The sequence below is a fragment of the Priestia sp. D3YE.R1 genome (genome assembly GCF_049199565.1).
Lineage (GTDB): Bacteria > Bacillota > Bacilli > Bacillales > Bacillaceae_H > Priestia > Priestia aryabhattai.
In genome coordinates, this window is the sequence record NZ_JBLTHW010000002.1 from 248520 (window position 1) to 273004 (window position 24485).

Annotated in this window: 21 protein-coding genes, 1 pseudogene and 1 riboswitch; of the genes and pseudogenes, 20 read left to right on the top strand and 2 right to left on the bottom strand. The window is 39.2% G+C overall.

The window, feature by feature from the left end; all coding sequences use genetic code 11:
• Nucleotides 1-6: 6 nt before the first annotated feature.
• Nucleotides 7-975, top strand: coding sequence for a tripartite tricarboxylate transporter substrate binding protein (locus ACOZIR_RS13560; RefSeq protein ID WP_045294021.1), 969 nt, complete (start codon nt 7-9; stop codon nt 973-975).
• 238 nt (nt 976-1213) lie between these two features.
• On the opposite strand, the gene ACOZIR_RS13565 is transcribed toward ACOZIR_RS13560, so the two are convergent.
• The gene (locus ACOZIR_RS13565) at nt 1214-2086 is read right to left on the bottom strand and encodes a LysR family transcriptional regulator (protein WP_045294019.1); all 873 of its coding nucleotides are present in this window, start codon (nt 2084-2086) and stop codon (nt 1214-1216) included.
• 140 nt (nt 2087-2226) lie between these two features.
• Here ACOZIR_RS13565 and ACOZIR_RS13570 point away from each other — a divergent pair, with 140 nt between their 5' ends.
• Together ACOZIR_RS13570 and ACOZIR_RS13575 are read left to right on the top strand one after the other, a co-directional pair.
• Nucleotides 2227-3345 carry an AbrB family transcriptional regulator gene (locus ACOZIR_RS13570; RefSeq protein WP_310878251.1) on the top strand — a complete coding sequence of 373 codons (1119 nt, stop codon included), beginning with the start codon at nt 2227-2229 and terminating at the stop codon, nt 3343-3345.
• A gap of 65 nt (nt 3346-3410) precedes the next feature.
• Entirely contained in the window at nt 3411-4184 is a 774-nt protein-coding gene (locus ACOZIR_RS13575; RefSeq protein ID WP_045294015.1) for a class I SAM-dependent methyltransferase, read from the top strand.
• A 38-nt stretch (nt 4185-4222) separates the two neighbouring features.
• Here the strand turns inward: ACOZIR_RS13575 and ACOZIR_RS13580 are convergent.
• A pseudogene (locus ACOZIR_RS13580) lies at nt 4223-4663 on the bottom strand (ABC transporter permease); the annotation flags it as partial.
• 240 nt (nt 4664-4903) lie between these two features.
• Between ACOZIR_RS13580 and ACOZIR_RS13585 the strand changes: the two are divergent.
• The 17 genes from ACOZIR_RS13585 (at nt 4904) to ACOZIR_RS13665 (ending at nt 24484) form a co-directional block, all read left to right on the top strand.
• Complete coding sequence (locus ACOZIR_RS13585) at nt 4904-5491, top strand: TetR family transcriptional regulator (RefSeq protein WP_081356466.1); 588 nt, start codon at nt 4904-4906, stop codon at nt 5489-5491.
• Between the two features lie 136 nt (nt 5492-5627).
• Complete coding sequence (locus tag ACOZIR_RS13590) at nt 5628-7115, top strand: aldehyde dehydrogenase family protein (protein WP_310878250.1); 1488 nt, start codon at nt 5628-5630, stop codon at nt 7113-7115.
• Between the two features lie 25 nt (nt 7116-7140).
• Nucleotides 7141-8517: a putrescine aminotransferase gene (locus ACOZIR_RS13595; RefSeq protein WP_028407593.1), complete on the top strand. Its 1377-nt coding sequence runs from the start codon at nt 7141-7143 to the stop codon at nt 8515-8517.
• A gap of 122 nt (nt 8518-8639) precedes the next feature.
• Entirely contained in the window at nt 8640-9596 is a 957-nt protein-coding gene (gene speB, locus ACOZIR_RS13600; protein WP_045294009.1) for an agmatinase, read from the top strand.
• A 298-nt stretch (nt 9597-9894) separates the two neighbouring features.
• Complete coding sequence (locus ACOZIR_RS13605; RefSeq protein ID WP_045294008.1) at nt 9895-11274, top strand: APC family permease; 1380 nt, start codon at nt 9895-9897, stop codon at nt 11272-11274.
• Between the two features lie 113 nt (nt 11275-11387).
• Nucleotides 11388-12047, top strand: coding sequence for an HAD family hydrolase (locus ACOZIR_RS13610; RefSeq protein ID WP_045294006.1), 660 nt, complete (start codon nt 11388-11390; stop codon nt 12045-12047).
• 171 nt (nt 12048-12218) lie between these two features.
• Nucleotides 12219-13163: an ABC transporter substrate-binding protein gene (locus ACOZIR_RS13615; protein ID WP_045294004.1), complete on the top strand. Its 945-nt coding sequence runs from the start codon at nt 12219-12221 to the stop codon at nt 13161-13163.
• 79 nt (nt 13164-13242) lie between these two features.
• A complete protein-coding gene (locus tag ACOZIR_RS13620; RefSeq protein WP_045294002.1) occupies nt 13243-14277 on the top strand; it encodes a FecCD family ABC transporter permease in 1035 nt (344 codons plus the stop codon).
• A gap of 6 nt (nt 14278-14283) precedes the next feature.
• Nucleotides 14284-15300 (top strand): FecCD family ABC transporter permease, encoded by a 1017-nt coding sequence (locus ACOZIR_RS13625; RefSeq protein WP_045294001.1) that lies wholly within the window; start codon nt 14284-14286, stop codon nt 15298-15300.
• Between the two features lie 192 nt (nt 15301-15492).
• Nucleotides 15493-16311, top strand: a complete 819-nt coding sequence (gene nei / locus ACOZIR_RS13630) for an endonuclease VIII (RefSeq protein ID WP_310878249.1) — start codon at nt 15493-15495, stop codon at nt 16309-16311.
• A 104-nt stretch (nt 16312-16415) separates the two neighbouring features.
• Entirely contained in the window at nt 16416-16793 is a 378-nt protein-coding gene (locus tag ACOZIR_RS13635) for an FAS1-like dehydratase domain-containing protein (RefSeq protein WP_013055587.1), read from the top strand.
• A 213-nt stretch (nt 16794-17006) separates the two neighbouring features.
• A complete protein-coding gene (locus tag ACOZIR_RS13640; protein ID WP_310878248.1) occupies nt 17007-18386 on the top strand; it encodes a DUF6612 family protein in 1380 nt (459 codons plus the stop codon).
• Between the two features lie 156 nt (nt 18387-18542).
• A complete protein-coding gene (murQ, locus tag ACOZIR_RS13645) occupies nt 18543-19448 on the top strand; it encodes an N-acetylmuramic acid 6-phosphate etherase (RefSeq protein ID WP_310878247.1) in 906 nt (301 codons plus the stop codon).
• A 12-nt stretch (nt 19449-19460) separates the two neighbouring features.
• A complete protein-coding gene (locus tag ACOZIR_RS13650) occupies nt 19461-20315 on the top strand; it encodes a MurR/RpiR family transcriptional regulator (protein ID WP_310878246.1) in 855 nt (284 codons plus the stop codon).
• 87 nt (nt 20316-20402) lie between these two features.
• Nucleotides 20403-21764, top strand: coding sequence for a PTS transporter subunit EIIC (locus ACOZIR_RS13655; protein WP_045294961.1), 1362 nt, complete (start codon nt 20403-20405; stop codon nt 21762-21764).
• Complete coding sequence (locus ACOZIR_RS13660) at nt 21761-22771, top strand: MupG family TIM beta-alpha barrel fold protein (protein ID WP_310878245.1); 1011 nt, start codon at nt 21761-21763, stop codon at nt 22769-22771. Before ACOZIR_RS13655 ends, ACOZIR_RS13660 begins: the two co-directional genes overlap by 4 nt.
• Nucleotides 22772-22989: 218 nt before the next feature.
• Nucleotides 22990-23092: riboswitch (TPP riboswitch) on the top strand.
• Nucleotides 23093-23206: 114 nt separating this feature from the next.
• Nucleotides 23207-24484 carry an acetylornithine deacetylase gene (locus ACOZIR_RS13665; RefSeq protein ID WP_310878244.1) on the top strand — a complete coding sequence of 426 codons (1278 nt, stop codon included), beginning with the start codon at nt 23207-23209 and terminating at the stop codon, nt 24482-24484.
• The last annotated feature ends 1 nt before the right edge of the window (nt 24485 follow it).

The following is a 24485-nucleotide window of genomic DNA, read 5'->3' on the forward strand; positions in this document are numbered from 1 at the left end:
GTATATATGATCAAAAAGCTCATGATAGTGTTTATAAGTGTATTGCTTGTTAGCTGTTCTTCTCCCTCTAAAAAAGACCGCACTGGTATGGAAAAAATTGAAATTGTGGCAGCCGGTGCAAAAGGCGGAGGAGCAGATGCAACAGTAAGAGCCATTCAACAAGTGCTAACGGAAAAGAAGATTGTGAAGGTAACGGTTTCTGTTAGTAATAAAATAGGTGGGCAAGGTGAAGAAGGGTGGAAATATATTAAACAGAGAAAAGAAGGAAATATTGTTTCCGGGAATTCCAGTTTGCTGATTACAAATAATTTGCTAGGGCAAAGTCAATTAACCTATAAAGACTTTACTCCGCTCGCTATTTTAACATCTGAATGGGAGGTCATCGTAGTCCCTGCTAACTCTCCTATATACAATTTAAAACAGCTCATACGCACGTTAAATCAAAGTGAATCCAGTATGAAAGTGGGAATATCACCCCGATTAGGAAACGACGATCATTTATCGTTCATGCAGCTCAATAAAAAAGCAGGCGTAGACTCTTCCAAGCTTGAGTTTTTTGTTTACAACAGCAGTCATAAAGTGATCGATGCGCTTGTTCATCATCAGCTAGATGTAGCACCCATGTCCTTATCAGAAGTAAAAAAGCAGTATGAACAAGGGCAGGTAAGAATACTCGCCGTTTCTTCTCCAAAAAGGCTAGAAGAGCTAAAAGAGATACCAACGTGGAAAGAAGCGGGAATTGACGTAACGTTTAGTCATTGGAGAGGTCTAATGGGACCGCCTAATATGACGAAAGAACAAGTAGCATATTGGAATAAAGCAGTTTATGAAATGGTTCATACAAAAGAATGGGAACAGCTGCTTAAAGATAACGATTTAACCTCTTTTTATAAAAACAGCAGCGGTGCTAAAGTTTTTCTTGAACAGCAAAGCAAGCTGTATTCTGACTTAATGGGCGGAACAAATGATGAATAAATACAATAGAAAGAGGTTGGGGTAAAAGGATTTTAGACGGAGTGAAAAACGAACCATTGATCAAGACTTTTGATTCGTGGTTCGTTTTTTTGTTTTGGTGAGCATAGTTTTATCTGTTTCGTTCCTTCTAGCAGTCTTGCATGGAAATCAACTGCGGCGTCAAAAGCAGTTCAGTTCATATATCTCATTTGTACGTCTTTAGATTAAATTCATTTCGGTATGTCTCAACCTCTTTCTATCAGTGTACATCTTTTAAATCCAAGTTTTGAATGAACTCAATAAAAGCTTTTACGATGTTAATTTTTAATGAATCCTCATGATAAAACATCCATGTACTGCGCGTTAAAGGCTCTTGATCTTTTGTTTTTAACGTGTATCTGTAAATCTCTGCTGCATCATCAAGCAGCATACTCGGCAAAATCGCATAGCCTAGTCCGTTTACAACCATCTTTTTACATGTTTCTGCTTTATCTACTTCAATGCTGACAAGGGGAGGCTGAGAGTAATTTTCAGCCCACCAGTTATCAACGGATGTTTTTAAAAACCGATCTTGATGATAATCAATTCGAGGTAGATTGGGAAGATTGTTTATGTCGACAGGCTGTGCAGACGCAATGCAAATGGTTTCTTTAAAAAGTAGCTCTTTCTGATCTTGCCAGTTATAATCACCTTTTACAAACGCAATATGAACATCGTGCTTATAAAGAAGATGAGCCATGTCGCTGCTCCATCCGGTCGTGACTTTGAATTCTACGTCGGGAAATCGCTCTTTAAATAAGCGTAATAGCCCAGGGAGTTTGTAGTCAGTAAAAAAGTTAGATACTCCTAGACGTAAAGTACCGGTTAATTGATCATCCATGTTTAACACATTTTCTTTTATTTTTTGAACCGTAAGCAGCATTTCTTCTGCGCACTTCACTAAATATTCTCCCTGCGGTGTAAACTGAACTCCGCGGCGCCCTCTGTTCACGATCTGAACATGAAATTCCTTTTCCATCTGCTGCAGTCTATGCGTAAGCGCAGGCTGAGAGATAAACAGCTCCTTGGCTGCTTTTGTAATGTTTTTTTCTCGATACAACACTTGTAGAATAAGCCAATCTCGATCGTCCATACTACCCCTCCAGGAATAAAAAAAATGAATGGTTTATAATAAAATTTCGATATTTTAATTATCTCTAAAATTATACTATAGTTAAGAAGAAGAATGTTCGGTGTAAGAAAGAAAAGCCTTGTAGAAGGAAGGAAGTAGATATGAACGCAAGAATTATTTTTTTACAATCTATATTTTTTATTTTATTAACATGCGTGGGAGGATTTCTTTTATCGTTAACAGGCTTATCCATTGGCTGGATGCTTGGGACCCTCATTTTAGCAGCTATTCTAGCTTTTCGAAAGCCGCGTTTTTTATCTCAAACAAGCAAAAAAGGCATTCCAAAATATTGGCTGTACGCTGGACAGTGCATTTTAGGGATTGAATTAGGTCAAAAGATTAACTTATCTGTGTTGACTACGTTTCAGGCTCACTGGTCCACCATTACGATTATGCTTTTGCTGTCCGTTGTTTTTTCTCTTTTATCCGGTTATTTGCTATGGAAGTTCAGTTCCACCGACTTATTAACAAGCTTTTTCGGTACGACTCCGGGTGGAATGAGCGCAATGCCAGGCATGGCTGAAGAGGTAGGAGCCAATACGGCAGTTGTAAGCATCATTCAAACGATGCGCGTGTTTTTAGTTGTGCTTGCTGTTCCTTTATTTGTGGTCTATTGGGGAAGTAATACAGGACGGCATGCAGTGTCAGTTACCCCAAGTGTTTTTCAATGGGGCTCACTGTTATGGACAGGCGTTTTAATCGTTATAGCAGTAGTAGGCTATTATATAGGGAAAAAACTAAAATTTCCTGCTCCTTGGTTAGTAGGAGGAATGCTTACTGTTGCGATTGTTCAAACAGCTGCTTCATCGTACGCGGGCTATAACCTTCAAGCATACTGGCCTCATTCTGTGATGATTTTATCGCAAATTTTTATTGCTTCAAGCATTGGTTCTCGCTTTCATAAAGAAATGTTTATTGGCGTAAAAAAAATTATAGTTGTTGCGCTTATTAATACAATCGGCTTAATCGCCGCTATGTTCGTATGTGCACTAGTAGTCTCCAAAATAACTGGAATTGAGCTTATCACGTCTATTTTAGCGTTTGCTCCTGGAGGCATTGCAGAAATGGCCACTACATCCATTGTACTGCAGGCTGATTCGACGTTAGTAGTAGCAGTCCAAGTGCTTCGGATTTTAACCATTTGGCTGCTTCTTCCTCCGCTGTTTCGATTGTTTCATCAGTGGGGAGAAAGAAAAAGAATACATTCACACGTTTCATAATAAATATGTGAATGCACTAGGCAAAGTAAGAGAGAGGTTTAAAGAGAGAAATGGAGGGAGAATAGATGAGTAATAAAGAAATGGTGGTCAGTCAGTTCGGGGGGAATGCCGGAAAGTATGTCAAAAGTAAAGGTCATGCAAAAGGCAAAGATTTAGCGGTTTTAGCGGAAATTGCTGAAGAAAATAGAGGAGGAAAGCTGCTTGATGTAGCGACAGGAGGAGGACACGTGGCAAATAAGTTAGCACCTGTCTTTCAAGAAGTAACGGCTTTTGACTTAACTCCTCAAATGTTGCAAAGTGCTGAAGGCTTCATTAAAGAAAATGGTTATGAAAATGTATCGTTTGTTCAAGGAGATGCTGAGGATATGCCATTTCAAGATGACGAGTTTGATACGGTAACGTGCAGAATTGCACCGCACCATTTTCCTAATATTAAACAGTTCATCAAAGAGGTATACCGAGTGTTAAAGCCAGGCGGACAGTTCTTGCTCATTGATAATGTAGCACCGGAAGTGAATGCTTATGACGAGTTTTATAATCGAGTTGAAAAGACAAGAGATCCAAGCCATTATCGTGCTTATAAAAAAACAGAGTGGCTTTCTATGCTTGAAATGCAAGGATTCCGTACAGAAGTGCTGACAACTTTTCCAAAGCGCTTTTTATTTGATGACTGGTGTGGAATGATGAATGTTCCGGAAGAGACAAAGCGTGAGCTTACTCAATATATGCTGAATATACCAAGCGGATTTAAACAGTTTTTCGACATCAAAACGAATCAGCAGAGAATTGAATCGTTTCAAGGAGAAGCAATCTTTGTAGCGTGTTACAAAAATAAATAAAAAGAAGCCAACTCCGGTGAGTTGGCTTCTTTTTTTACTTATGCTCGTTGGTTTGAACGATTTCCAAAATATTCTGTAATACGGTCTAAAATAATCGCTAAAATAACGATTGAAATTCCAGCTTCAAAGCCCGTGCCGACTTCAAGTCGAGAAACTGCACGATATACTTCCGCACCAAGTCCCGGAGCACCTACAAGAGAGGCGATAACAACCATTGAAAGAGACAGCATGATGCTTTGGTTAATTCCTGCCATAATTGTTTTTGTAGCTAATGGAAGCTGTACTTTAAATAATTTTTGTTTTGTTGTTGAACCGTAGGCATTTGCTGCTTCTACTAAGTCAGCGGGTACTTCACGAATACCTAGGTTCGTGAAGCGAAACGTCGGAGGCATTGCAAAGATAACAGATGAGATAACACCTGGCACCACACCGATTCCAAAGAAGAAAAGGGCTGGAATCAAATAAACAAATGCGGGCATTAATAATTGATTAAAGAGCTTTGCATCAGCTTTTACCTTGAATTGTAAAAAGAAGAAAAAAACAGTGAGACATAGAAGAAACGTGAGAGAAAATTGATACAATAAAAAAATATTTTTGAAGCACCATACGGAGGAACTTTTGATTAAATTTAAAGATTCAGAAAATTTTATCTTGCATAATTTCAGCTTCTTATAGTAAAATGAATGAAAGTCATTCATTTTATAGGTGGAGGGAAAGATTTGGTTACAAGCACAAGTGAAAAATACGATAAAATTTTACAGGCAGCGATTGAAGTCATATCTGAAAAAGGACTTGATAAAACATCAATTTCAGACATTGTAAAGCGTGCAGGCGTAGCACAAGGGACTTTTTATCTTTATTTTAGATCTAAAAATGCTCTTGTTCCGGCTATTGCAGAAAACTTACTTTCTTTGTCACTTGAAAAAATCAAAGAACGAGCTAAAACTGCAACGGATTTTTTAAGTACATTAGAGGTAATGATTGACGAAACGTATAAAACAACAGATGAGTATAGGGATGTTCTTGTTTTATGTTATTCAGGGCTTGCTTTTGACTATTCATTAGAAACATGGGAAGCAATTTATTTACCTTATTACAACTGGTTTGAAGAGGTATTAAATCAGGCTGTTAGAAAGGAAGAAGTCATCAAGCAGCTTAACGTTAAATGGACAGCTAAGACGATGATTAATTTGATTGAAAATGCTGCTGAACTTTTTTATATCGGGCGTGAGCAAGATGTCACACTTCAGCAATCAAAGGAAGAACTATTTCAGTTCTTAAAGCGTTCTCTTGTGCCATCCGTGTAATATTAGCACTGCTGATATTACACCTATTAAAATGACTGACATTCATTCAAAACATACAATCAATTATCAGAATTATAAGTTTTTTAATCGTTTGAAATGACTGACAATCAGTCGTTATTCAATAAGGAGGTATCTTATGGATCGTACAGCTGTTAAAACTTTAACCTTGAATATGTACATAAACGGAGAGTGGAGAAAAGCAGAGAAGCAGCGCTCTACTGTTAATCCAGCTACAGGTGAAGTGATTGGATATGCTGCAGAAGGCAGCGCAGAAGATATGAAAGCAGCAATTGAAGCAGCACGAGAAGCCTTTGACAGCGGAATTTGGTCTGAGACTTCTGCATCTGAAAGAGCAGCCATCTTATTCAAAATTGCCGATAAGCTTGAGGAAGCGAAAGAAGAACTAGCAGCATTAGAAACAATGGATAACGGAAAGCCATATCGTGAAGCTGAGGCTGATGTGGAAGATGCAGCTGCTTGTTTTAGGTATTACGCTGGGTTAATTACAAAGCCAGACGGTCAAACGTACAGTGTGCCTGCACCTATGCAAGCAATGGTTATAAAAGAACCAATCGGCGTGTGCGGATTGATTGTACCTTGGAATTATCCGCTATTGATGAGCGTGTGGAAAATTGCACCTGCTTTAGCTGCAGGAAATACGATTGTATTTAAACCTTCTGAAGTGACACCGGTTACTCCTACAAAACTTTTTGAGATCTTAGAAAGCGTAGGATTACCAAAAGGAGTAGCAAACCTTGTTATGGGAGCCGGAGATACTGTGGGAAATACGCTTATTCAAGATAATCGTGTTGATAAGATTTCTTTTACAGGCGGAACGGTAACTGGAAAACACATTATGCGTCAAGCAGCAGAAAATGTAACGAAGGTCTCTTTAGAACTTGGAGGAAAGTCACCGAACATTATATTTGCTGACGCTGATTTTGAAACAGCTGTAGATTATGCTTTATTTGGAATTTTTGCAGGGAGCGGCCAAATTTGCGCTGCAGGTTCTCGTATTTTAGTAGAAGAAAGCATTGCTGAGCGATTTATCGAACGTTTTGCAGAACGTGCTCAAAAAATTAAAGTAGGAAATGGAATGGATCAAGAGATTGAAATGGGTCCTCTTGTAAGTGAGGAACATATGAAAAAAGTATTAAAATACATCGAAATTGGAAAGCAAGAAGGCGCCCACCTTGTATGCGGAGGCGATCGAATCACCAGCAGTGGATTGGAAAAAGGATTCTTTGTAGAACCTACGGTTTTTAGTAGCGTTACGTCAAATATGAAAATTGTGCAAGAGGAAATCTTTGGGCCCGTTGTCGTTATTCAAACGTTTAAAGATGAAAAAGAAGCTATTAAGCTTGCAAATGATACGGAATATGGTTTGGCAGGCAGCGTGTTTACAAAAGACGGTGCAAAAGCTCTTCGGGTGATTAAAAAGCTGCGTGCGGGTATCACTTGGGTAAACACGTACCATTTTACGTTTAATGAAGCGCCTTGGGGCGGATATAAGCAGAGCGGAATTGGCCGAGGACTAGGCACGTTTGGTCTGGAAGAATTTCAAGAAGTAAAACAAATTAACATTAGCTTACAAGTAGAGCCAATCGGCTGGTTTAAAAATTAAAAAGTAGAGAAGGAGCGATATTAAAATGAATACAGTGACGAAAAATCAAGAGGTAAACAAAGCATACGGTGAAGTAAATGAATATATCAACAAAGTGCTAGGACTTATTGAAAAAAGCGAAGTGTCAGCTGAAGAAGCACAGTGGATTACGAAAGAAACAGTAGACGGATTTCGCGAGCATGTCAACCCAGGCTTTTTAGAATATCGTAAAACAGTAACGGTGGATACGCAGTTTGCAGCTGTTGAATGGTCAGATGAAGGTTCTTGTTTTACTGATGTAAACGGTAAAAAATACATTGATTGTTTGGGCGGATTTGGAATTTATAACGTGGGGCACCGTCATCCTAAAGTAGTCAAAGCTGTTCAAGATCAGCTTCAGCGTCAAGCGCTTCATAGCCAAGACTTATTAGATCCACTTCGTGCAATGCTTGCTAAAATTTTAGCAGATATTACACCGGGTGATTTGAAGTATTCCTTTTTCACAAACAGCGGAACAGAAAGTGTAGAAGCCGCTTTAAAATTAGCGAAAATGTATAGTGATCGAACAACGTTTATTTCTACAACACGTTCTTTTCATGGAAAAAGTCTAGGTTCTTTATCAGGTACTGCAAAAGGGATGTTCCGTAAACCATTTCTGCCGTTAATTCCAGGTTTCCGTCACGTCCCGTTTGGTGATATTGACATGATGCGCAAAACATTTGAAACGTGCGCGCTTGTAGGAGAAGATGTAGCAGCTGTTCTATTAGAACCAATTCAAGGAGAAGGCGGCATTATTCTTCCTCCTGAAAATTATTTAAAAGAGGTGCGTGCACTATGTGATGAGTACGACGCTATCTTAATTTTTGATGAAGTTCAAACAGGCATGGGACGTACCGGTGAAATGTTTGCATCAGAATTATACGATGTTGTACCAGATATTTTATGTCTTGCTAAAGCGTTTGGAGGAGGAGTTATGCCTGCTGGCGCGGTTGTAGCCAAAGAAAAAGTGTTTTCAAGCTTCTTTGATAATCCGTTTATGCACACAACAACGTTTGGAGGCAACCCGCTTGCCTGCGCAGCGGCTATTGCTACTATTAACGTATTGATCGAAGAGCAGCTGCCAAACCGTGCAAAAGAGCTAGGGGAATATTTCCTTGCTGGTTTAAAGAAAGCTGCTGAAAAACATGGAGATAAAGTACTTGAAATCAGAGGGCAAGGTTTAATGATTGGAATTGAGTTCCACCAAGATGAAATTGGCTACGCGCTTTCGAAGGGAATGTTTGATGAAGGAATTCTAGTAGCCGGTACACTTGTAAACTCTAAAACAATTCGTATTGAGCCGCCGTTAACTATTTCAGCGGAAGAAGTAGATCAAGTTATTTCTACATTTGAAAAAGTGTTAAATGAGCTGAACCACCAATAAATGTAACAAGGAGCAATGAATATGAGTCGGCAAACGTTTCTTATTCCTGTGTTGCTTTCGATGATTTTAGTAATGGAAAAGCCTAGCGACTAACTGAAATCATCGAAACGGAGGAGTAAATTATGAAATATCCATTGTCCCCAGATGTCAAACCAGAATTTTGTACAACAGGCTCATTTATGAGGCTTCCAGCGGAAAGAGAAAATGCAAAAGTAGGGTTAGTAGGGATGCCGTTTGATACGGCAGCATCTTTCAGAGTAGGTGCACGCTTTGCACCTCAAGCCATTCGGCAAGCTTCCATGACGCTGTTTCCTTATCACCCGGTACACGACGTATATCCATTCGATGATACAAATGCCATCGACATCGGTGATGTGCCGGTTATTCCTCATAATATTCACAGAAGCTACGAATTAATGGAAGAAGCGGTAGGAGCTCTTATGGATAGAGGAATCGTTCCGATTGGAATTGGAGGAGATCATTCGGTTACTTTGGCAAGTCTTCGTGCTGCTGCTAAAAGATATGGTCCAGTGGCTATGATTCATTTTGATTCCCATACAGATACATGGGATACGTATTATGATGAAAAATATTGGCACGGATCTCCTTTTATACGCGCATATGAAGAAGGACTAGTAGATCCAAAGAAGGTTTTTCAAATTGGTATCCGCGGAACATTAAATCATCCGGGAGATGTTCAAGAAAGCAAAGACCTTGGTTATCATGTTGTGACAGCAGGAGAGCTTGAACATAAGGGATTTTCAGTGATTTTAGAGCAAATGAAGACAGCGATTGGAGATACGCCGTGCTTTTTAACATTTGATATTGATTTTGTTGATCCTTCTTGTGCACCAGGAACGGGAACGCTTGAAGTAGGCGGATTCAGCAGCAGAGAAACACTGCAAATGATCCGTTCTCTGACGGGATTTAACTATGTAGGATTTGACTTGGTAGAAGTGCTGCCTTCTTATGATCCAACGCAGATAACCTCTTTGCTTGCAGCTACAATCATTCATGATTTTGCTAGTTTGGTTGCAGTGAAAACGAAAAGAGAGTCATTGGATACGATGATTGAATAACGGTTTGTAAGCAGAAATCCCTCTTATTCAGAGGGTATTTCTGCGTTGATATAGCAGGAGATTAGGAACATATAGCTATTTAAAATAGAGCGCTTTCATAATATGATAAAAGAAAAAGATAGTTTGTTAGCAACCCTTACCTACTTAAAGAAATAAATCATATATTTGCTATAGTAAATGTAACAGCCCTTTATATAAAAATGAATGAAAGTCATTCATTTTTATATAAAGAAATGAAATACAGGCATTTATGGATTTAATTGTCAGAATGTTCTTAATAAAAGAAGGGGGAAGATAAATGAAACATGAAACAGTAACATTAAAAAGGTCGTTGAAATTATGGCAGATTGTATTAATGGGGATCGGATATATGACTCCGATGGTAGTGTTTGATACGTTTGGGATTGCGTCTGATATGACGAATGGACACGTTCCCACGTCTTATATCATAGCCCTTGTCGGGATGCTTCTCACGGCAGTAAGCTACAAAAAGATGATTCAAGTGTTTCCAAATGCAGGGTCAGCTTATACATATACGCAAAAGACAATCAATCCGCATTTAGGGTTCTTGGTTGGCTGGTCTGCACTAATGGATTATCTCTTTTTACCGATGGTTAACGCACTTATTTTTCAAATTTATTTATCATCTATTTTTCCTTCGGTACCATCGTGGATTTGGGTTGTCAGCTTCGTCATTATCGTTACGCTGCTAAATTTACGAAGTGTTAATTTCACCGCCAATTTTAATACGTTTCTTGTTATATTTCAAATGACGATTTTAGTATTGTTTGTTGCTGTTTCAATCAAAGCCTTGCTAGGCGGAATGGGGGAAGGTACTCTTTTTTCTATGAAGCCTTTTTTTAATCAAAACATGACGTCATCAGGGCTCATAGCGGGAGCTACACTTATGTGTTTTTCCTATTTAGGATTTGATGCCGTGGCTATGTTATCAGAAGAAACGCCCAATCCTAAAAAAACGATTCCGCGAGCTATTTTTTTAGTTGCGTTAATTGGAGGAGTCATGTTTACCCTCACATCTTATTTTATTCAAGCGGTTTTTCCAACGTTAGAAGGATTCAAGCATCCAGACGCTGCCGCTCCTGAAATTGCTATGTATGTGAGCGGTACGCTGTTTCAAATTGTTTTTTTAGCTGGAGGAATCGCAGGCACATTATCATCGGGCATGTCATCGCATGCAAGCGTTTCGCGTTTATTATACGTAATGGGACGCGATCGAATTTTACCTCAGTCATTTTTTGGTTATGTTCATCCTAAGCTGCGTACACCTTCGCGAAATATTGTATTAGTCGGAGTTGTATCAGCAACTGCCATTTTCTTCAGTCTGGCAACGGCTACGTCATTTATTAATTTTGGAGCACTCATTGCGTTTTCTTTTGTTAATATTTCGGTTATTGCGCACTATGCTGTTCATCAAAAGCAGCACCGATCGGCTAAGGGTTTTTGGTCATACATTGTTATGCCACTATTAGGAGCAGCGGCGATTGGCGTCTTATGGCTTAACTTGGAGCGCAATTCATTTTTACTTGGTATTGGCTGGGCGATTGCTGGTTTAGTTTATTTGGTGTATGCAACGAAAGGTTTTAGAAGGCAGCTGTCTTCCATTGAGTTTAAGGAAACAGAAGAAATGTCACCTTTGATGAAAGTTGGAGAAAAGTAAGGATAGAAACCACCTATTTAAGCCTATCTTATTAAGGAAGCCACATTTATGGATTACGTATTTTGAACGTGTTACTATGTAAGGACGATAAGATAGAAAAAGGTAGGTAAATTATGATTAAAGCAGTTGTGTTTGATTTTGATGGATTAATTATTGATACAGAATCAGTGTGGTACGAGGTGTACCGCGAAATGTTAGAAGACAGGGGAGTAGATCTGCCGATTGCAACATTTGCTTCTTATGTGGGAACGGATGCTACGGCACTTTACGATTACTTGCTTCAGCAGTTTAACAATGAGTTCACGAAAGAGGAACTGGCTCAAGAATCGTTAAGACGTCATCAAGAAAAAATGAAATTATTAGTAGCCCGAGAAGGTGTAGCAGAGTACCTGGCAGAAGCAAAAGAACTTGGATTAAAAATTGGTTTAGCAAGCAGCTCATATCGCGACTGGGTAACAGCATTTTTAAAAGAGCTAGATTTGCTGCACTATTTTGAAGTCATTCAAACGCGCGATGATGTAGAAAAAGTGAAGCCAGATCCGGCTCTTTACCGAAATGCAATTGAAAAGCTAGGAGTAGAACCCTCTGAAGCTTTAGCATTTGAAGATTCTTCTAATGGAGCAAAAGCTGCCATGGCAGCAGGCTTGCGCTGTGTGATTGTACCAAATCCGTTAACTAAACATCTGTCATTCGAAAGATATCACTTACATATCGAATCGATGAAAGAGAAAAGTTTAAAAGAAGTGATTCAGTATCTTTGTATTGAAGATTAAAAAGAAAGGACGCTCCTGCTGCGTCCTTTCTTTTTTATAGAATAGATACAATTTTTTAATTAAAAAATAACGAATCAGCTTGTTTAAATAGATAAAACTGATATAATGATAACGATTATCAGTTTCAAGAGTCAATTATCTACATAAAGATACAAGCAGGAGGAATGACATTTGAATAAGAAAAAAATAGGACTGCTGGTTTTTATTACAATGCTGGCAATCGGAATGCTTATCGGCTGCAGCAGCACGAATAAGGAAAATTCAGCTGATGAAAAAAATGAAAAAACAAGAGTGATCAAACATGAGCTTGGAGAGACAAAGGTAAAAGAAAATCCAAAGCGAGTAGTCGTATTAGAGTTAGGTTTTATTGATGCATTGTTAGATGCTGGTATCAAACCTGTAGGAGTAGCTGATGATGATAAAGCAGAACAGCTTATTGATAAAGATGTACTAAAAGAAATCAAAGGATACAAATCAGTTGGCACGCGAGCACAGCCAAGCCTGGAATCGATTAAACTGCTGAAGCCAGATTTGATTATCGCTGATTCAGAACGCCATAAAAATGTATACAAAGAATTATCGAAAATTGCGCCAACGATTGAACTAAAAAACTTAAATGCTAATTATGATGATTTACTAAATACAGAGTTAAAAGTAGGAGAAGCAGTTGGCAAGAAAGCAAAAGTTGAAAAAGTGATAGAAGAGCATAAGCAAAAAATGAAGGATTTAAAAGCAAAAGCGCCAAAAAATCCGGGCAATGTACTTGTTATCGCTGATGCAAATGGTAATATTAATGCTAGAACTTCAAATTTCTTTACAACGGGTGTTCTTGAGCAATTGGGCTTCAAAAATGCATTAACAGATCCTACAAAAGAGTACAGTGTAAAAATGACAATGGAACAGCTTGTAAAAGCAGATCCGGACAAACTCATTGTTATGCGAAATGAAAAAGGTCATACGCCTTTAGCGAAACAGCCATTATGGAAAGAGCTAAAAGCGGTTAAAAATAATCAAGTGTATGAAGTTGATGTATTTAAATGGTCTCTTCGCCGAAGTGTACAAGGTGCAAATGGTATTGCAGATGAAGCAGAAAAGTTATTATTTGAAGGCAAATAATAACGAGGAAAAGAACAATCCAGCGGGGTTGTTTTTTTCTTTTTATTGAACTTTCAAATGGAAGGAGGCGCAGTCTACTATGAAAGCTGTTCACGGTTTATCCAAAAGAAACAAATCTCCACTTCGTATAATAGCTATTTTCCTTGCGGTTATTATTCTTTTACTGATTTCAATGTTTTTATCTATTTCCATCGGTTCTATACATATTTCTTTTGGAACGATTAAGCAAGCTTTACTAAATTTTGACGGGTCAAAAGAACAATCTATTATTCAAACTGTCCGCCTGCCTCGCTTATTGGTAACGGCATTTGTTGGTGCTAACTTGGCGGTCGCCGGAGCGCTGATGCAAGCATTAACTAGAAATCCATTAGCTTCTCCTGGTATCTTTGGTATTAATGCCGGGGCCTCAGCAGCAATGGTATTTTTAACGGTTTTAGTGCCGGGTGTAAGCATGATTGGCGGGGTATTTGGTGCGTTCTTAGGAGGGACCTTTGCTGCTGTTATTGTCTACGTCATGAGTTCGTTGATTAAAGGAGGCGACAGTGATGTAAAACTTGCTCTAACAGGTGTTGCTATACAAGGTATGCTTATGTCTCTCACGCAAACGCTGCTGATTTTTAATGAAAGCAAAACAGAAGGCGTTATGTTCTGGCTCACCGGTTCAGTTATTGGACGGGATTGGGGACATGTTCACGTATTGCTTCCTTTCAGCATCGTAGGTCTGCTTGTTGCCTTTGGTTTGGGAAGAGCGTCTTCTTTGTTGTCTTTAGGAGATGATGTAGCTAGAGGACTCGGGCAGCGAGTCTTTGCCATTAGAGCGTTCACGGCATTTGTCGTGATTGTATTAGCTGGTGTTTCAGTGGCTATTGCGGGTCCTATTGGCTTTGTAGGGCTTGTTGTTCCTCACATGGTGCGCTATTTAATAGGCGTAGATTACCGAGTTGTTTTGCCAATGAGCGCGCTGCTTGGTGCATCTTTATTACTATTAGCAGACGTATTGTCGCGATTTATTACATACCCGTATGAGACTCCTGTAGGTGCAGTAACAGCATTGCTTGGAACGCCGTACTTTATTTACTTAGCGAGACGCAAAAAAACAGAAAGGAAGGCATGAGTATATATGCAGACTGTCAATAAAACAAAAAAGCAGCCATCTCGATTCAAGTCTGTCGGCCTGTTTATCATTCTTTCTGTCTTAATTATAGCGCTGAGCTTGATAAGCCTTAGCTTAGGGGACATTAACATACCTCCTCTAGACATTATTACGTCTTTTATTGGCATTGGCGATCCTGACTTGACGTCTATTTTGGTAGAATTTCGCCTGCCTCGTATTTTGCTGGCTATTTTAACGGGAATCGGTCTAGCTGTGTCCGGAGTCGTCGTGCAGTCTATTATGAGAAATCCGCTGGCTAGTCCAGATACATTAGGTCTTTCAAGCGGATCAGGATTAGCTGCTGTTGCAGTCACTATTTTACTGCCTTTAGCAAGCCCGTCTGTTTTATCAGCCGCTGCGTTTGCAGGAGGCTCGCTTGTCTTTGTAATCGTCTATTTGCTTGCTTATAAAAAAGGAGTAGAACCTATTCGATTTGCATTAATAGGTGTAGCGGTCAGCGCTTTTTGTTCATCCGGTATTCACTTGTTAATTTCAAAAGCGAACCCAAACGTAAATGCAGCACTGATTTGGCTGAGCGGCAGCTTATGGGGAAGAACATGGGATCAATTAATTGGTTTACTTCCGTGGATAATTATATTATTACCGCTGATTTGGCTGTTAGCTGCCCGATTAGATTTAATTCATTTAGGTGATGAAGTGGCTCGAGGACTAGGGGCTAGAGTAGAGTTAATTCGTCTAGTATTACTAGCAAGTGCAGTGGCAATGACGGCTGCTGTTGTATCGGTTGTTGGCACCATCGGATTTGTAGGGCTTATTATTCCTCATGTGGCCAAACGGTTAGTGGGACCGAGACATAAACAACTAATTCCTACAGCCGCTTTGCTTGGCGCTTTATTTGTACTAGCAGCAGATTTGATTGGGCGAGGAATTGCTCCTCCGCTTGAAATTCCGGCCGGATTAATCATTGGCATTATCGGCGCTCCGTATTTTCTTTATTTATTGTGGAGAGAATCTAAAAAATGAGGCTGTGACAAAAGCAGTGTGGTTAAAGTTAAACACGAACTATCCATCAACATTTTACTATAAGAGTAATCGTCATGCATAATTTAAAGGTTCTTTTAGGAAAAGAAGAACTCAACCGCTTCTTTCTTGCAAAGCAGAAACAAAACCGAAATAATAAATGAAGAAAGTCAGGCAAGAAAGGAGTTTCATTATATGCCAGAAGGTCCAGAAATTAGACGAGCAGCTGACGAAGTGGAAAAAGCGATTATCGGTCTTCCCGTCAGCGAGATATGGTTTGCTTTTTCATCTTTGCAGCACTATGAAGAAGTATTAACAGGAGCTCGCATTAAAAGAGTAGATACAAAAGGAAAGGCTATGCTTATTCGTTTTGACAACGGCTATACCATCTACTCACATAATCAGCTTTATGGAAAATGGTATGTTCGTTCATCTTACAATTATCCATCTACAAACAGACAGCTGCGTCTTGCGATTCATAATGAAAAAAAATCAGCGCTGCTTTATAGCGCTTCTGATATTGAAGTATTGCGTGATGAAGAAGTTCCAGCTCATCCTTTCGTATCAAGAGTTGGTCCTGATATCTTAAGTGAAGAAGTAACGGCAGCTGAGCTTTTAGATCGTTTTTATTCTAAACCATTTTACCGCAGAAAATGGGCGTCGCTGCTGTTAGACCAAAGCTTTATAGCTGGGATTGGAAATTATTTGCGCAGTGAAATTCTATTTGTAGCGGGAATTAATCCTGCAGCTCGTCCAGTAGACTGCACGGAAGAACAGCTTAAAAAGGCAGCTGAAGCAACCATTTCTCTTGTAAAACAGTCCTATAAAACAGGCGGCATTACAAATGATGTAAAGCTTGCTGAAACGTTAAAAAAGAAAGGCCAAAAGCGCTCTGCATACCGCCACTGGGTTTTTAATCGTGAAGGAGAAGCTTGCCGAATTGACGGCACGCCTATCTTAAAAGTGCAGGCTGCTTCTAGAAGGCTTTATTACTGTCCTACTTGTCAAAAATAGCAGGATATATTTATTCTGCTATTTTTTTGATGTGGAAATGAACGACTATTCATTTCTGTGATATAGTTAAAAAGTAAAGTCATAATCTTAAGAGGAGGGATAAGATGGAATGTAAAGCAGGAGATACATTTACGTGGCAAAGAACGTTTCAAGAGGAAGAAATCATGCAGTTTGCGGAGATGACTGGAGACCGGGGCAAACATCATATAGAACGTGACGAAAAAGGGCGGCTAATGGTACATGGACTTATGACTGCTAGTATTGGGACAAAAATAGGAGGAGACTTAAACTACATTGCAAGAGAAATGGTGAGTGAATTTCTTCGTCCAGTTTTTGCGGGAGATACAGTTACCTGTGAATGCATATTAACTGAAGTAGAAAAAGCAGATGGCTTTCAAAAAGTGAAAATTAAATCAGTATATCGAAATCAACAAGGTAAAGAAGTACTGATAGGGACAAGTAATGGAATTATTAGAGATTGAAATGAAAACGTTAACAAAAATAAGTTATGAATGTTGCTAGAAAAGTCACGGATTCGTGACTTTTTTATTGTGCAATTTCCTTCTTTTGTTGGTTACCATTTAAATGTAAATATGGTAATTTAGTAAAGTTGGGTTTTTTAAATGGTAAAATTGTGTATTTATTAAGTACATAGATTCTTATTTCTGGAAAAATATTTAAAAAGGAGTTCTTATATGAAAAAAATAATGAATACAGGCTTAGCACTATCATTCGCTCTATTGCTTTCGGCATGTGGGATGCCGTCTTCAGAGGAATTAACGGGTGACGTAAAAGAAGCACAAGAAAAGGTGAAAAATGTTCAAGTGAAGGTCACGGGGAAAGAAGAAGGATCCTCTGATTACCAAGTAAACGGAGTACAAGAGTTTGATTTCAAAAATAAAGCAGGCTATGTAAACACAAAAATGAACGGCGAAGAATTGAAGATGTATCATGACGGTGCTGAAACGTTAGCCGTGGCTGGAGAAGAAAACACAAAAGTACAGGGAGAAGAAAAAAAGTACGTTACGGCTTTAATTAATAACGCCATGGAGCTTCAACAAAATCCAATACGCTACTATCAAAAATATGATAAAAATCTTCCAAATGAATTTGACGTCACCGAGAAAGACAAAGAGTATGTATTAACATTTAACGGAGACAAAGACAAAAAGCAAAAAATTGTAGCAGGTGATGCCAAAGCTTATTATAAAATAACAAATCAAGGCAGCGATACCGCTGTAGACCTTGAGCAAATTAAAGGAAAAGATTTTTCGCTTGTTGTGACAATTGATAAAGAAACGAAGCAAATAAAGAAAGTAGTAAAAAATCAGTCGTATTCAGTTAAAGTAGACGGAAAAACAGAAAATTCAACGTCTAAGCAAACGTATACGTATACATATAACCGATTAGACAATGTAACAAAACCAAAAGTGGAAGCAAAAGCCGGTGCTGCTTCTACAGATAGCAGCACCGAAACGCCAAGTAAAGAAAAGCAAGCTGCTTATGCGAAGGAAGCGGGACAATACGTGGATGCTTTAATTCAAGCAACTGTTTATCAAAATACAGATCAATTTGCTGCTAAACATCCGAATCAGCAAGATAAGAAACAGGTAAAAGAAAAAGGGGAGTTCCAAAAGAGTTCCTTTGTAGAGTTTTTTGAAACGAATTTTAAAGGTGCTTTATCATCATTGAGCTCAAATATAACCGACGAGCAGTTAAACGAAGTAAGCAGCGCTTTTCTAAAAGCTCTTTCATCTACAAAATATACCATTAAAGATGCAGCGTATAGTGATGAAGATGATGCGTACGTCGTACAAGTCGAAATTCAAGGGTTTAACGATGCAAGTGTATTAGCAGAAGTTATGACACCACTTGCAGAAAAATATCAGGCGGGTGAGCTGAGTAACGAGCAGTTAGTAAACGAACTTATTGACGGAGTAGCAAAACGCTATCGTGAGCCAGTTGAATTACTTCCGGCAAAAACAGTCCCTGTACACGTCGTAAGAAATGGTGAAAAAGATTACGAAGTTTTAATGCAAGATGAGTATCTGTTAACATTTGCTCAACAATCATAAATAGACATAAAAAAGGATTTCAGCTATATGCCTGAAATCCTTTTTTATGTTGTTTTAAAATATAATTTTAAAAAATAAAATAAATTATTGAAATTATATTTTAAACGAATTATAATAACCATAACTTCACTACATGATGAAAAAGGAGCCGAAAAGATGAATGAACAGCTTACGTTATTAACAACAGAGTCCCAAAACGAGCAGACCATGAAGATAGATACAGCTTGTACAAAAGAAATTTTAAACATAATGAATACAGAAGATCAAAAAGTGGCGCTGGCTGTGCAAGAAGTACTTCCAGACGTAGAGGTAGCAGTTGAGTTTGTAAGCGAATCGTTTCAAAAGGAAGGGCGGCTTATTTATGTCGGAGCAGGAACAAGCGGACGGCTGGGAGTATTGGATGCTGTTGAATGCCCGCCTACTTTCAGTACCAATCCCAATCAGGTACAGGGACTAATGGCTGGAGGAGAAAAAGCATTTGTGAAAGCAGTTGAAGGTGCAGAAGATAAAGAAGAATTGGGAGCAGCAGATTTACAAAAAATACATTTAAATGAACGAGACACAGTCATTGGAATTGCTGCAAGCGGACGTACGCCTTATGTGATTGGTGCATTGAAATATGCAAAATCTGTAAAAGCTAAAACGGTGGCGCTGTCTTGCAATGGTAATTCTCTTATTGGAAAAGCAGCAGATCATAGCATCGAGGTAGTAGTAGGTCCAGAAGTGCTGACAGGTTCCACAAGGTTAAAAGCAGCAAGCGCTCATAAAATGATTCTCAATATGATTTCTACCGCGGCCATGATTAAAGTAGGAAAAGCATATGAAAATTTAATGATAGATGTTCATGTAAGTAATGAAAAGCTTAAGGAACGAGCGATAGGTATTATTTGTAAAATTACAGGTGTTTCCTATGAACAAGCAAGTCGAACACTTGAAGAAGCAAATAATGAGGTGAAAACAGCAGTGGTGATGATCAAAACAAATGAAAATTATGACACCGCGAAGATATTACTGAATGATGCGGACGGTTATGTGAGAAAAGCGATTGACCATTATGTATAAAGGAGAAAAACGATGTCAACAGGTGGATTAACAATGATAAAAAACACGGTGGCTAAGCTTCCTGATTCGGAGCGGAAAATTGCTGAATATATTTTAAACAATCCGCATACTGTGGTAAACAGTACGGCTGGGGAATTAGGTAGACTAGCGAATGCGAGCAGTGCTGCCGTTATTCGTTTGTGCAAATCTATCGGGGTTAGCGGCTTTCAAGAATTAAAAGTAAGAGTAGCCGGTGATTTAGCTAGAGATACAGAACAAGGATACCGGGATATTGAAACAAATGAAACGATTCAATCTATTGTCAAAAAAACGGCAAGCAACAGCATTCAAAGTCTAAGTGATACGGCCGAGCTTGTGAATTATAAAGAAGTAGAGCGGGCTGTTTTGGCGCTGATTGAAGCAAAAAACATTCATTTTTTTGGAATTGGTGCTTCACATATTATTGCGATAGATGCTCAGCAAAAATTTCTTCGAATTAATAAAAATGCTACGGCTTTTGCAGATAGCCATTTAGCAGCTACACTCATCGCAAATGCAAGTAAAGACGATGTAGTCGTGGGTATTTCTTTTTCAGGAGAGACTCCTGAAGTAAGCAACGTCTTATCTTTAGCTAAAAATCGCGGAGTAAAGACCATTAGCTTAACCAAGTACGGACAGTCCACCGTTTCGTCTTTAGCTGATATTTGTTTGTATACGTCTTATTCTCATGAAGCGCCGTTTCGAAGCGCAGCTACATCGTCTCGTTTAGCCCAGCTTTACGTGATTGATGTGTTATTTTTAAGTATTGCAGCGCAGCAGTATGACCAGGCGATTGAGTATATTGACAAAACAAGAGATGCCATTCAGTTTTTGAAAGATAAGAAATAAAAAAAGAAAGCGATTACAAAGGGGATTTTGTGGTCTGTTTCCTCAGTGGCGTATCCATCTAAGAGGAAAATACAAAGGGGGATTAACATGTCTTTAGATAATCATCAATTAGCAAAGGCTGTTTTGGAGATGCTTGGGGGAGCATCCAATATTGAAGCGTATACACATTGTATGACGCGGCTGCGTGTGACTATAAAAGATGATTCAATTGTGAAAAAGGCAGATATACGAAAACTGGAAGGCGTGCTCGGATTAGTGGAAGAAGAAACGCTGCAAATCATTATTGGTCCGGGCAAAGTGAATAAAGTAACAGAGGAGTTTGGAAAGTTAATTGATGAATCCGGCGGTATTAACTTAGAAAATCGTGCAGCACAGCGGAAATCAGAGCTAAAAGAAAAAAATGCAACTCCGTTTAAGCTCTTGCTTCGCCGAATTGCAAGCATTTTTATTCCGTTGATACCTGCTCTCGTAGCATCTGGACTTATCACCGGAGTAACAAAAGCAGCGGTTCAAGCGAAGTGGCTTCCGGCAGATTCACAGATTGCTATTCTTTTAACTGTTATCGGAAGCGGCTTATTTGCTTACCTTGGTATTTTAGTAGGTATCAATGCTGCAAAAGAATTTGGTGGTTCGCCAGCTCTAGGAGGCTTAGCGGGCATTTTAGTCATTAATCCTGCCGTAGCTGATATTAAACTTTTTGGTGAAGCTCTTTTGCCGGGACGGGGTGGCTTAATAGGAGTGTTGCTTGCAGCAATCTTTATGGCCGTAGTGGAAAAACGAGTGCGTAAATTTGTCCCTCAGTCACTGGATATCATTATTACACCAACCGTTACGGTGTTAATTACAGGAATTATTACGTATGTAGTATTTATGCCAATCGGCGGCTTAATTTCCGATGGAATCACAAAAGGTCTTTTAGGAATTTTAGAGGTTGGAGGAGTTGTAGCAGGCTTTGTTTTAGGAGCGACGTTCTTGCCGCTCGTCATTACAGGACTGCATCAAGGCCTTACTCCTGTTCATTTAGAGCTTATCAATTCAATTGGAGATGATCCGCTTCTTCCTATACTAGCAATGGGTGGAGCCGGTCAGGTCGGTGCAGCTTTTGCTATTTATATCAAAACAAAGAAAAAACGTTTAAAGCGAGCAATTGGAGGTGCACTTCCTTCAGGGCTGCTCGGAATCGGAGAGCCGCTTATTTTTGGAGTCACACTTCCTTTAGGGCGTCCATTCTTAACCGCTTGTCTTGGAGCTGGAATCGGCGGAGCGTTTCAGGCGCACTTCCATATTGCAACTGTAGCAGTGGGAGTATCAGGTTTGCCGCTTACGTTTTTAGTTCATGCGCATCAAATTCTTCTTTATTTACTTGGATTAGTTATTGCTTACGCAGCAGGCTTTATTTGTACCTATTTCTTTGGATTTAACGATGAAATGGCAAGGGAATTTGAATGATTGGTATTTCGTTTTATTTAAATGATAGTGATGCCAAAAAAAGATTAATAAAAGCAAGCGAGTGCGGCGTCACACGCGCATTTACTTCGCTTCACATTCCAGAAGAAAAAGGAGATTTGGCTGAACGGGCAAAAGAATTGCTTCATGTGGCTAGAGATTGTGGAATAAGCGTGTATGCAGACGTATCCAAGCATACGCCGGTTCATTTAGGTATCAAAAGCTTTATGACTCTATCTTCACTTGGCGTATCGGGTATTAGACTAGACGATGGCTTCAGTGTAGAAGAAACTCTTTCACTTGCCAATGAATTTTATATTGCTGTTAATGCCAGTACATTGTTAAAACAAGAAATAGAAGCGCTGTTATCTGCAGGCCTTCATCATCATCAGCTGCTTGCATGGCATAATTTTTATCCGCGACCTGAAACAGGACTTGAAGAAGCGTTTTTTCAACAGCAGACAGATTTATTTAATGAACTTCGTATTCCAGTCTGCGCTTATATTCCGGGAGAAGGCGAAAAAAGAGGCCCTATTTATCAAGGTCTTCCTACTAGAGAAAAAGACCGTAATAAATGTCCTTTTACCTCTGCAGTAGATTTATACGGATGCGGAGTAACGGAGGTTTATATTGGAGATCCATACGCCGCTTCAAGTTTATTAAAGCGTTTAGTTCAATATCAAGAAAAACGCATTATTCCGCTACGCATTCGTTCCCCTCATATTCAGGGAACGTACAGCGTGCGTCCGGATGTATCAAGAGACGTTCTGCGTTTGGTTGATACTCGATCTGTAAAGCCAGTGCCGCCATTTCATACCGTAGAACGCAGAATCGGAGCAATTACAATGGACAATGATGGCTACGGACGTTACAGAGGAGAGGTTCAAATAGCTAAAACCAATTTGCCTGCAAATGCTAATGTTAACGTGATTGGGTATGTGATAGAGGAAGATCATGAGCTGCTTTCATTAGTGAGACCGGGACAAAAACTTGAGCTTATTACTGTCTAAATGGAAAAACGGTGTATTTTTAAAGAAGCCGATAGCTAACTAGTAAGTTTAGTAAAATAAAAAGCACACACTGCTTGAAAAAGGTGTGTGCTCTTTATTTTACTAAAAAGGAAACTATTTTCATTGCTGAATCATGAACCTTTCTATTGAATAAAACGCTTTACTATGATAAAACTATTACAGGTAAACATATAATAATAGATAATCTTATAGAGATACAACACCACTAGGGGTGCTTTCTAAGCTGAGAGAGACGAGAAGTCTTAACCCTTATAACCTGAACTAGGTAATACTAGCGTAGGAAAGAGGTATTGTAATGGATGTTTTGTATGGTATTTCCTTACGAACTCGTTATAATAATTTTTTGTATATAAACAAAAACACTTCTTTCCTGCGAAAGAAGTGTTTTTTTATGCGTAAAGGAAGGTGTCATACATGGAAGAAACAATTGATTTGCTTGTCAAACAGGTAGAGGAGCGCAAAGGGGAGCTAATCCAGTTATTAAAAAAGCTTGTTTCATATAAAACGCCAGCGCCTCCTGCACGAAATTCTCATGAAGCGCAGCTGTATGTAGCGGATTTTCTTAAAAACTGCGGTTTTTCCATCGATATGTGGGACTTATATTCCAACGATCCTATTGTAGTGGGCACATTAAAAGGAAAAAAATCAGCTGACTATCAAAGCCTAATTATTAACGGGCATATGGATGTAGCTGAGGTACAAGAAAATGAAAAATGGGAGACAGATCCGTTTGAAGCTGTCGTGAAAGACAATAAAATCATCGGACGCGGAGTTGCTGATATGAAAGGCGGCTTGGCAGGAGCATTATTTGCCGTTCAGCTTCTAACAGAAGCAGGAATTGAGCTGCCGGGAGACTTGATTTTTGAATCCGTTGTAGGAGAAGAAGTAGGAGAGGCAGGTACGCTGCAATGCTGTCAGAAAGGGTATACAGCTGATTTTGCGCTCGTAGCGGATACAAGTGATTTACATATTCAAGGTCAAGGCGGAGTGATCACGGGATGGATTACCATAAAAAGCAGTAAAACCTATCATGACGGTACACGCCGCAGTATGATTCATGCTGGAGGAGGCCTCTTAGCCGCCAGCGCTATTGAAAAGATGGCAAAAGTGATCGGAGGGCTGCAAGAATTGGAGCGTCACTGGGCTGTTACAAAGAGCTATCCAGGATTTTTACCAGGTACAAATACGATTAATCCAGCAGTAATCGAAGGCGGAAGACATGCTGCTTTTATTGCAGATGAATGCAGGTTGTGGATCACCGTTCACTATTATCCAAATGAGTCGTACGACCAAGTATCAAAAGAAGTGGAAGAATATATTATAGCTATTGCAAAAGCGGATCCATGGTTAAAAGATAATCTGCCAACCTTTGAATGGGGAGGCACATCGATGATTGAAGACAGAGGAGAGATCTTCCCGTCATTAGAAATTGATGAAAATCATGCAGGAGTACAGCTGCTTGCACATACTCATGAACAAATGGAAGGAAAAAAGCCTCCAATTGATGTGTCAACTAGCGTAACAGACGGGGGATGGCTAGCTGATGCTGGAATCCCAGCAGCTATTTACGGTCCGGGAAATTTAGCAAATGCACATGCTGTGAACGAACAATTAGATATTAATCAGCTTGTTCAATATACAAAAGTGATGGTGCAGTTCATTTATACGTGGCTGCATACGCATAAGGAGTGAT

Coding starts and splice junctions, on each gene's coding strand:
- ACOZIR_RS13560 (WP_045294021.1), top strand. CDS start 7: ATGATCAAAAAGCTCATGATAGTGTTTATAAGTGTATTGCTTGTTAGC.
- ACOZIR_RS13565 (WP_045294019.1), bottom strand. CDS start 2,086: ATGGACGATCGAGATTGGCTTATTCTACAAGTGTTGTATCGAGAAAAA.
- ACOZIR_RS13570 (WP_310878251.1), top strand. CDS start 2,227: ATGAACGCAAGAATTATTTTTTTACAATCTATATTTTTTATTTTATTA.
- ACOZIR_RS13575 (WP_045294015.1), top strand. CDS start 3,411: ATGAGTAATAAAGAAATGGTGGTCAGTCAGTTCGGGGGGAATGCCGGA.
- ACOZIR_RS13590 (WP_310878250.1), top strand. CDS start 5,628: ATGGATCGTACAGCTGTTAAAACTTTAACCTTGAATATGTACATAAAC.
- ACOZIR_RS13595 (WP_028407593.1), top strand. CDS start 7,141: ATGAATACAGTGACGAAAAATCAAGAGGTAAACAAAGCATACGGTGAA.
- speB (WP_045294009.1), top strand. CDS start 8,640: ATGAAATATCCATTGTCCCCAGATGTCAAACCAGAATTTTGTACAACA.
- ACOZIR_RS13605 (WP_045294008.1), top strand. CDS start 9,895: ATGAAACATGAAACAGTAACATTAAAAAGGTCGTTGAAATTATGGCAG.
- ACOZIR_RS13610 (WP_045294006.1), top strand. CDS start 11,388: ATGATTAAAGCAGTTGTGTTTGATTTTGATGGATTAATTATTGATACA.
- ACOZIR_RS13620 (WP_045294002.1), top strand. CDS start 13,243: ATGAAAGCTGTTCACGGTTTATCCAAAAGAAACAAATCTCCACTTCGT.
- ACOZIR_RS13625 (WP_045294001.1), top strand. CDS start 14,284: ATGCAGACTGTCAATAAAACAAAAAAGCAGCCATCTCGATTCAAGTCT.
- nei (WP_310878249.1), top strand. CDS start 15,493: ATGCCAGAAGGTCCAGAAATTAGACGAGCAGCTGACGAAGTGGAAAAA.
- ACOZIR_RS13635 (WP_013055587.1), top strand. CDS start 16,416: ATGGAATGTAAAGCAGGAGATACATTTACGTGGCAAAGAACGTTTCAA.
- ACOZIR_RS13640 (WP_310878248.1), top strand. CDS start 17,007: ATGAAAAAAATAATGAATACAGGCTTAGCACTATCATTCGCTCTATTG.
- murQ (WP_310878247.1), top strand. CDS start 18,543: ATGAATGAACAGCTTACGTTATTAACAACAGAGTCCCAAAACGAGCAG.
- ACOZIR_RS13650 (WP_310878246.1), top strand. CDS start 19,461: ATGTCAACAGGTGGATTAACAATGATAAAAAACACGGTGGCTAAGCTT.
- ACOZIR_RS13655 (WP_045294961.1), top strand. CDS start 20,403: ATGTCTTTAGATAATCATCAATTAGCAAAGGCTGTTTTGGAGATGCTT.
- ACOZIR_RS13660 (WP_310878245.1), top strand. CDS start 21,761: ATGATTGGTATTTCGTTTTATTTAAATGATAGTGATGCCAAAAAAAGA.
- ACOZIR_RS13665 (WP_310878244.1), top strand. CDS start 23,207: ATGGAAGAAACAATTGATTTGCTTGTCAAACAGGTAGAGGAGCGCAAA.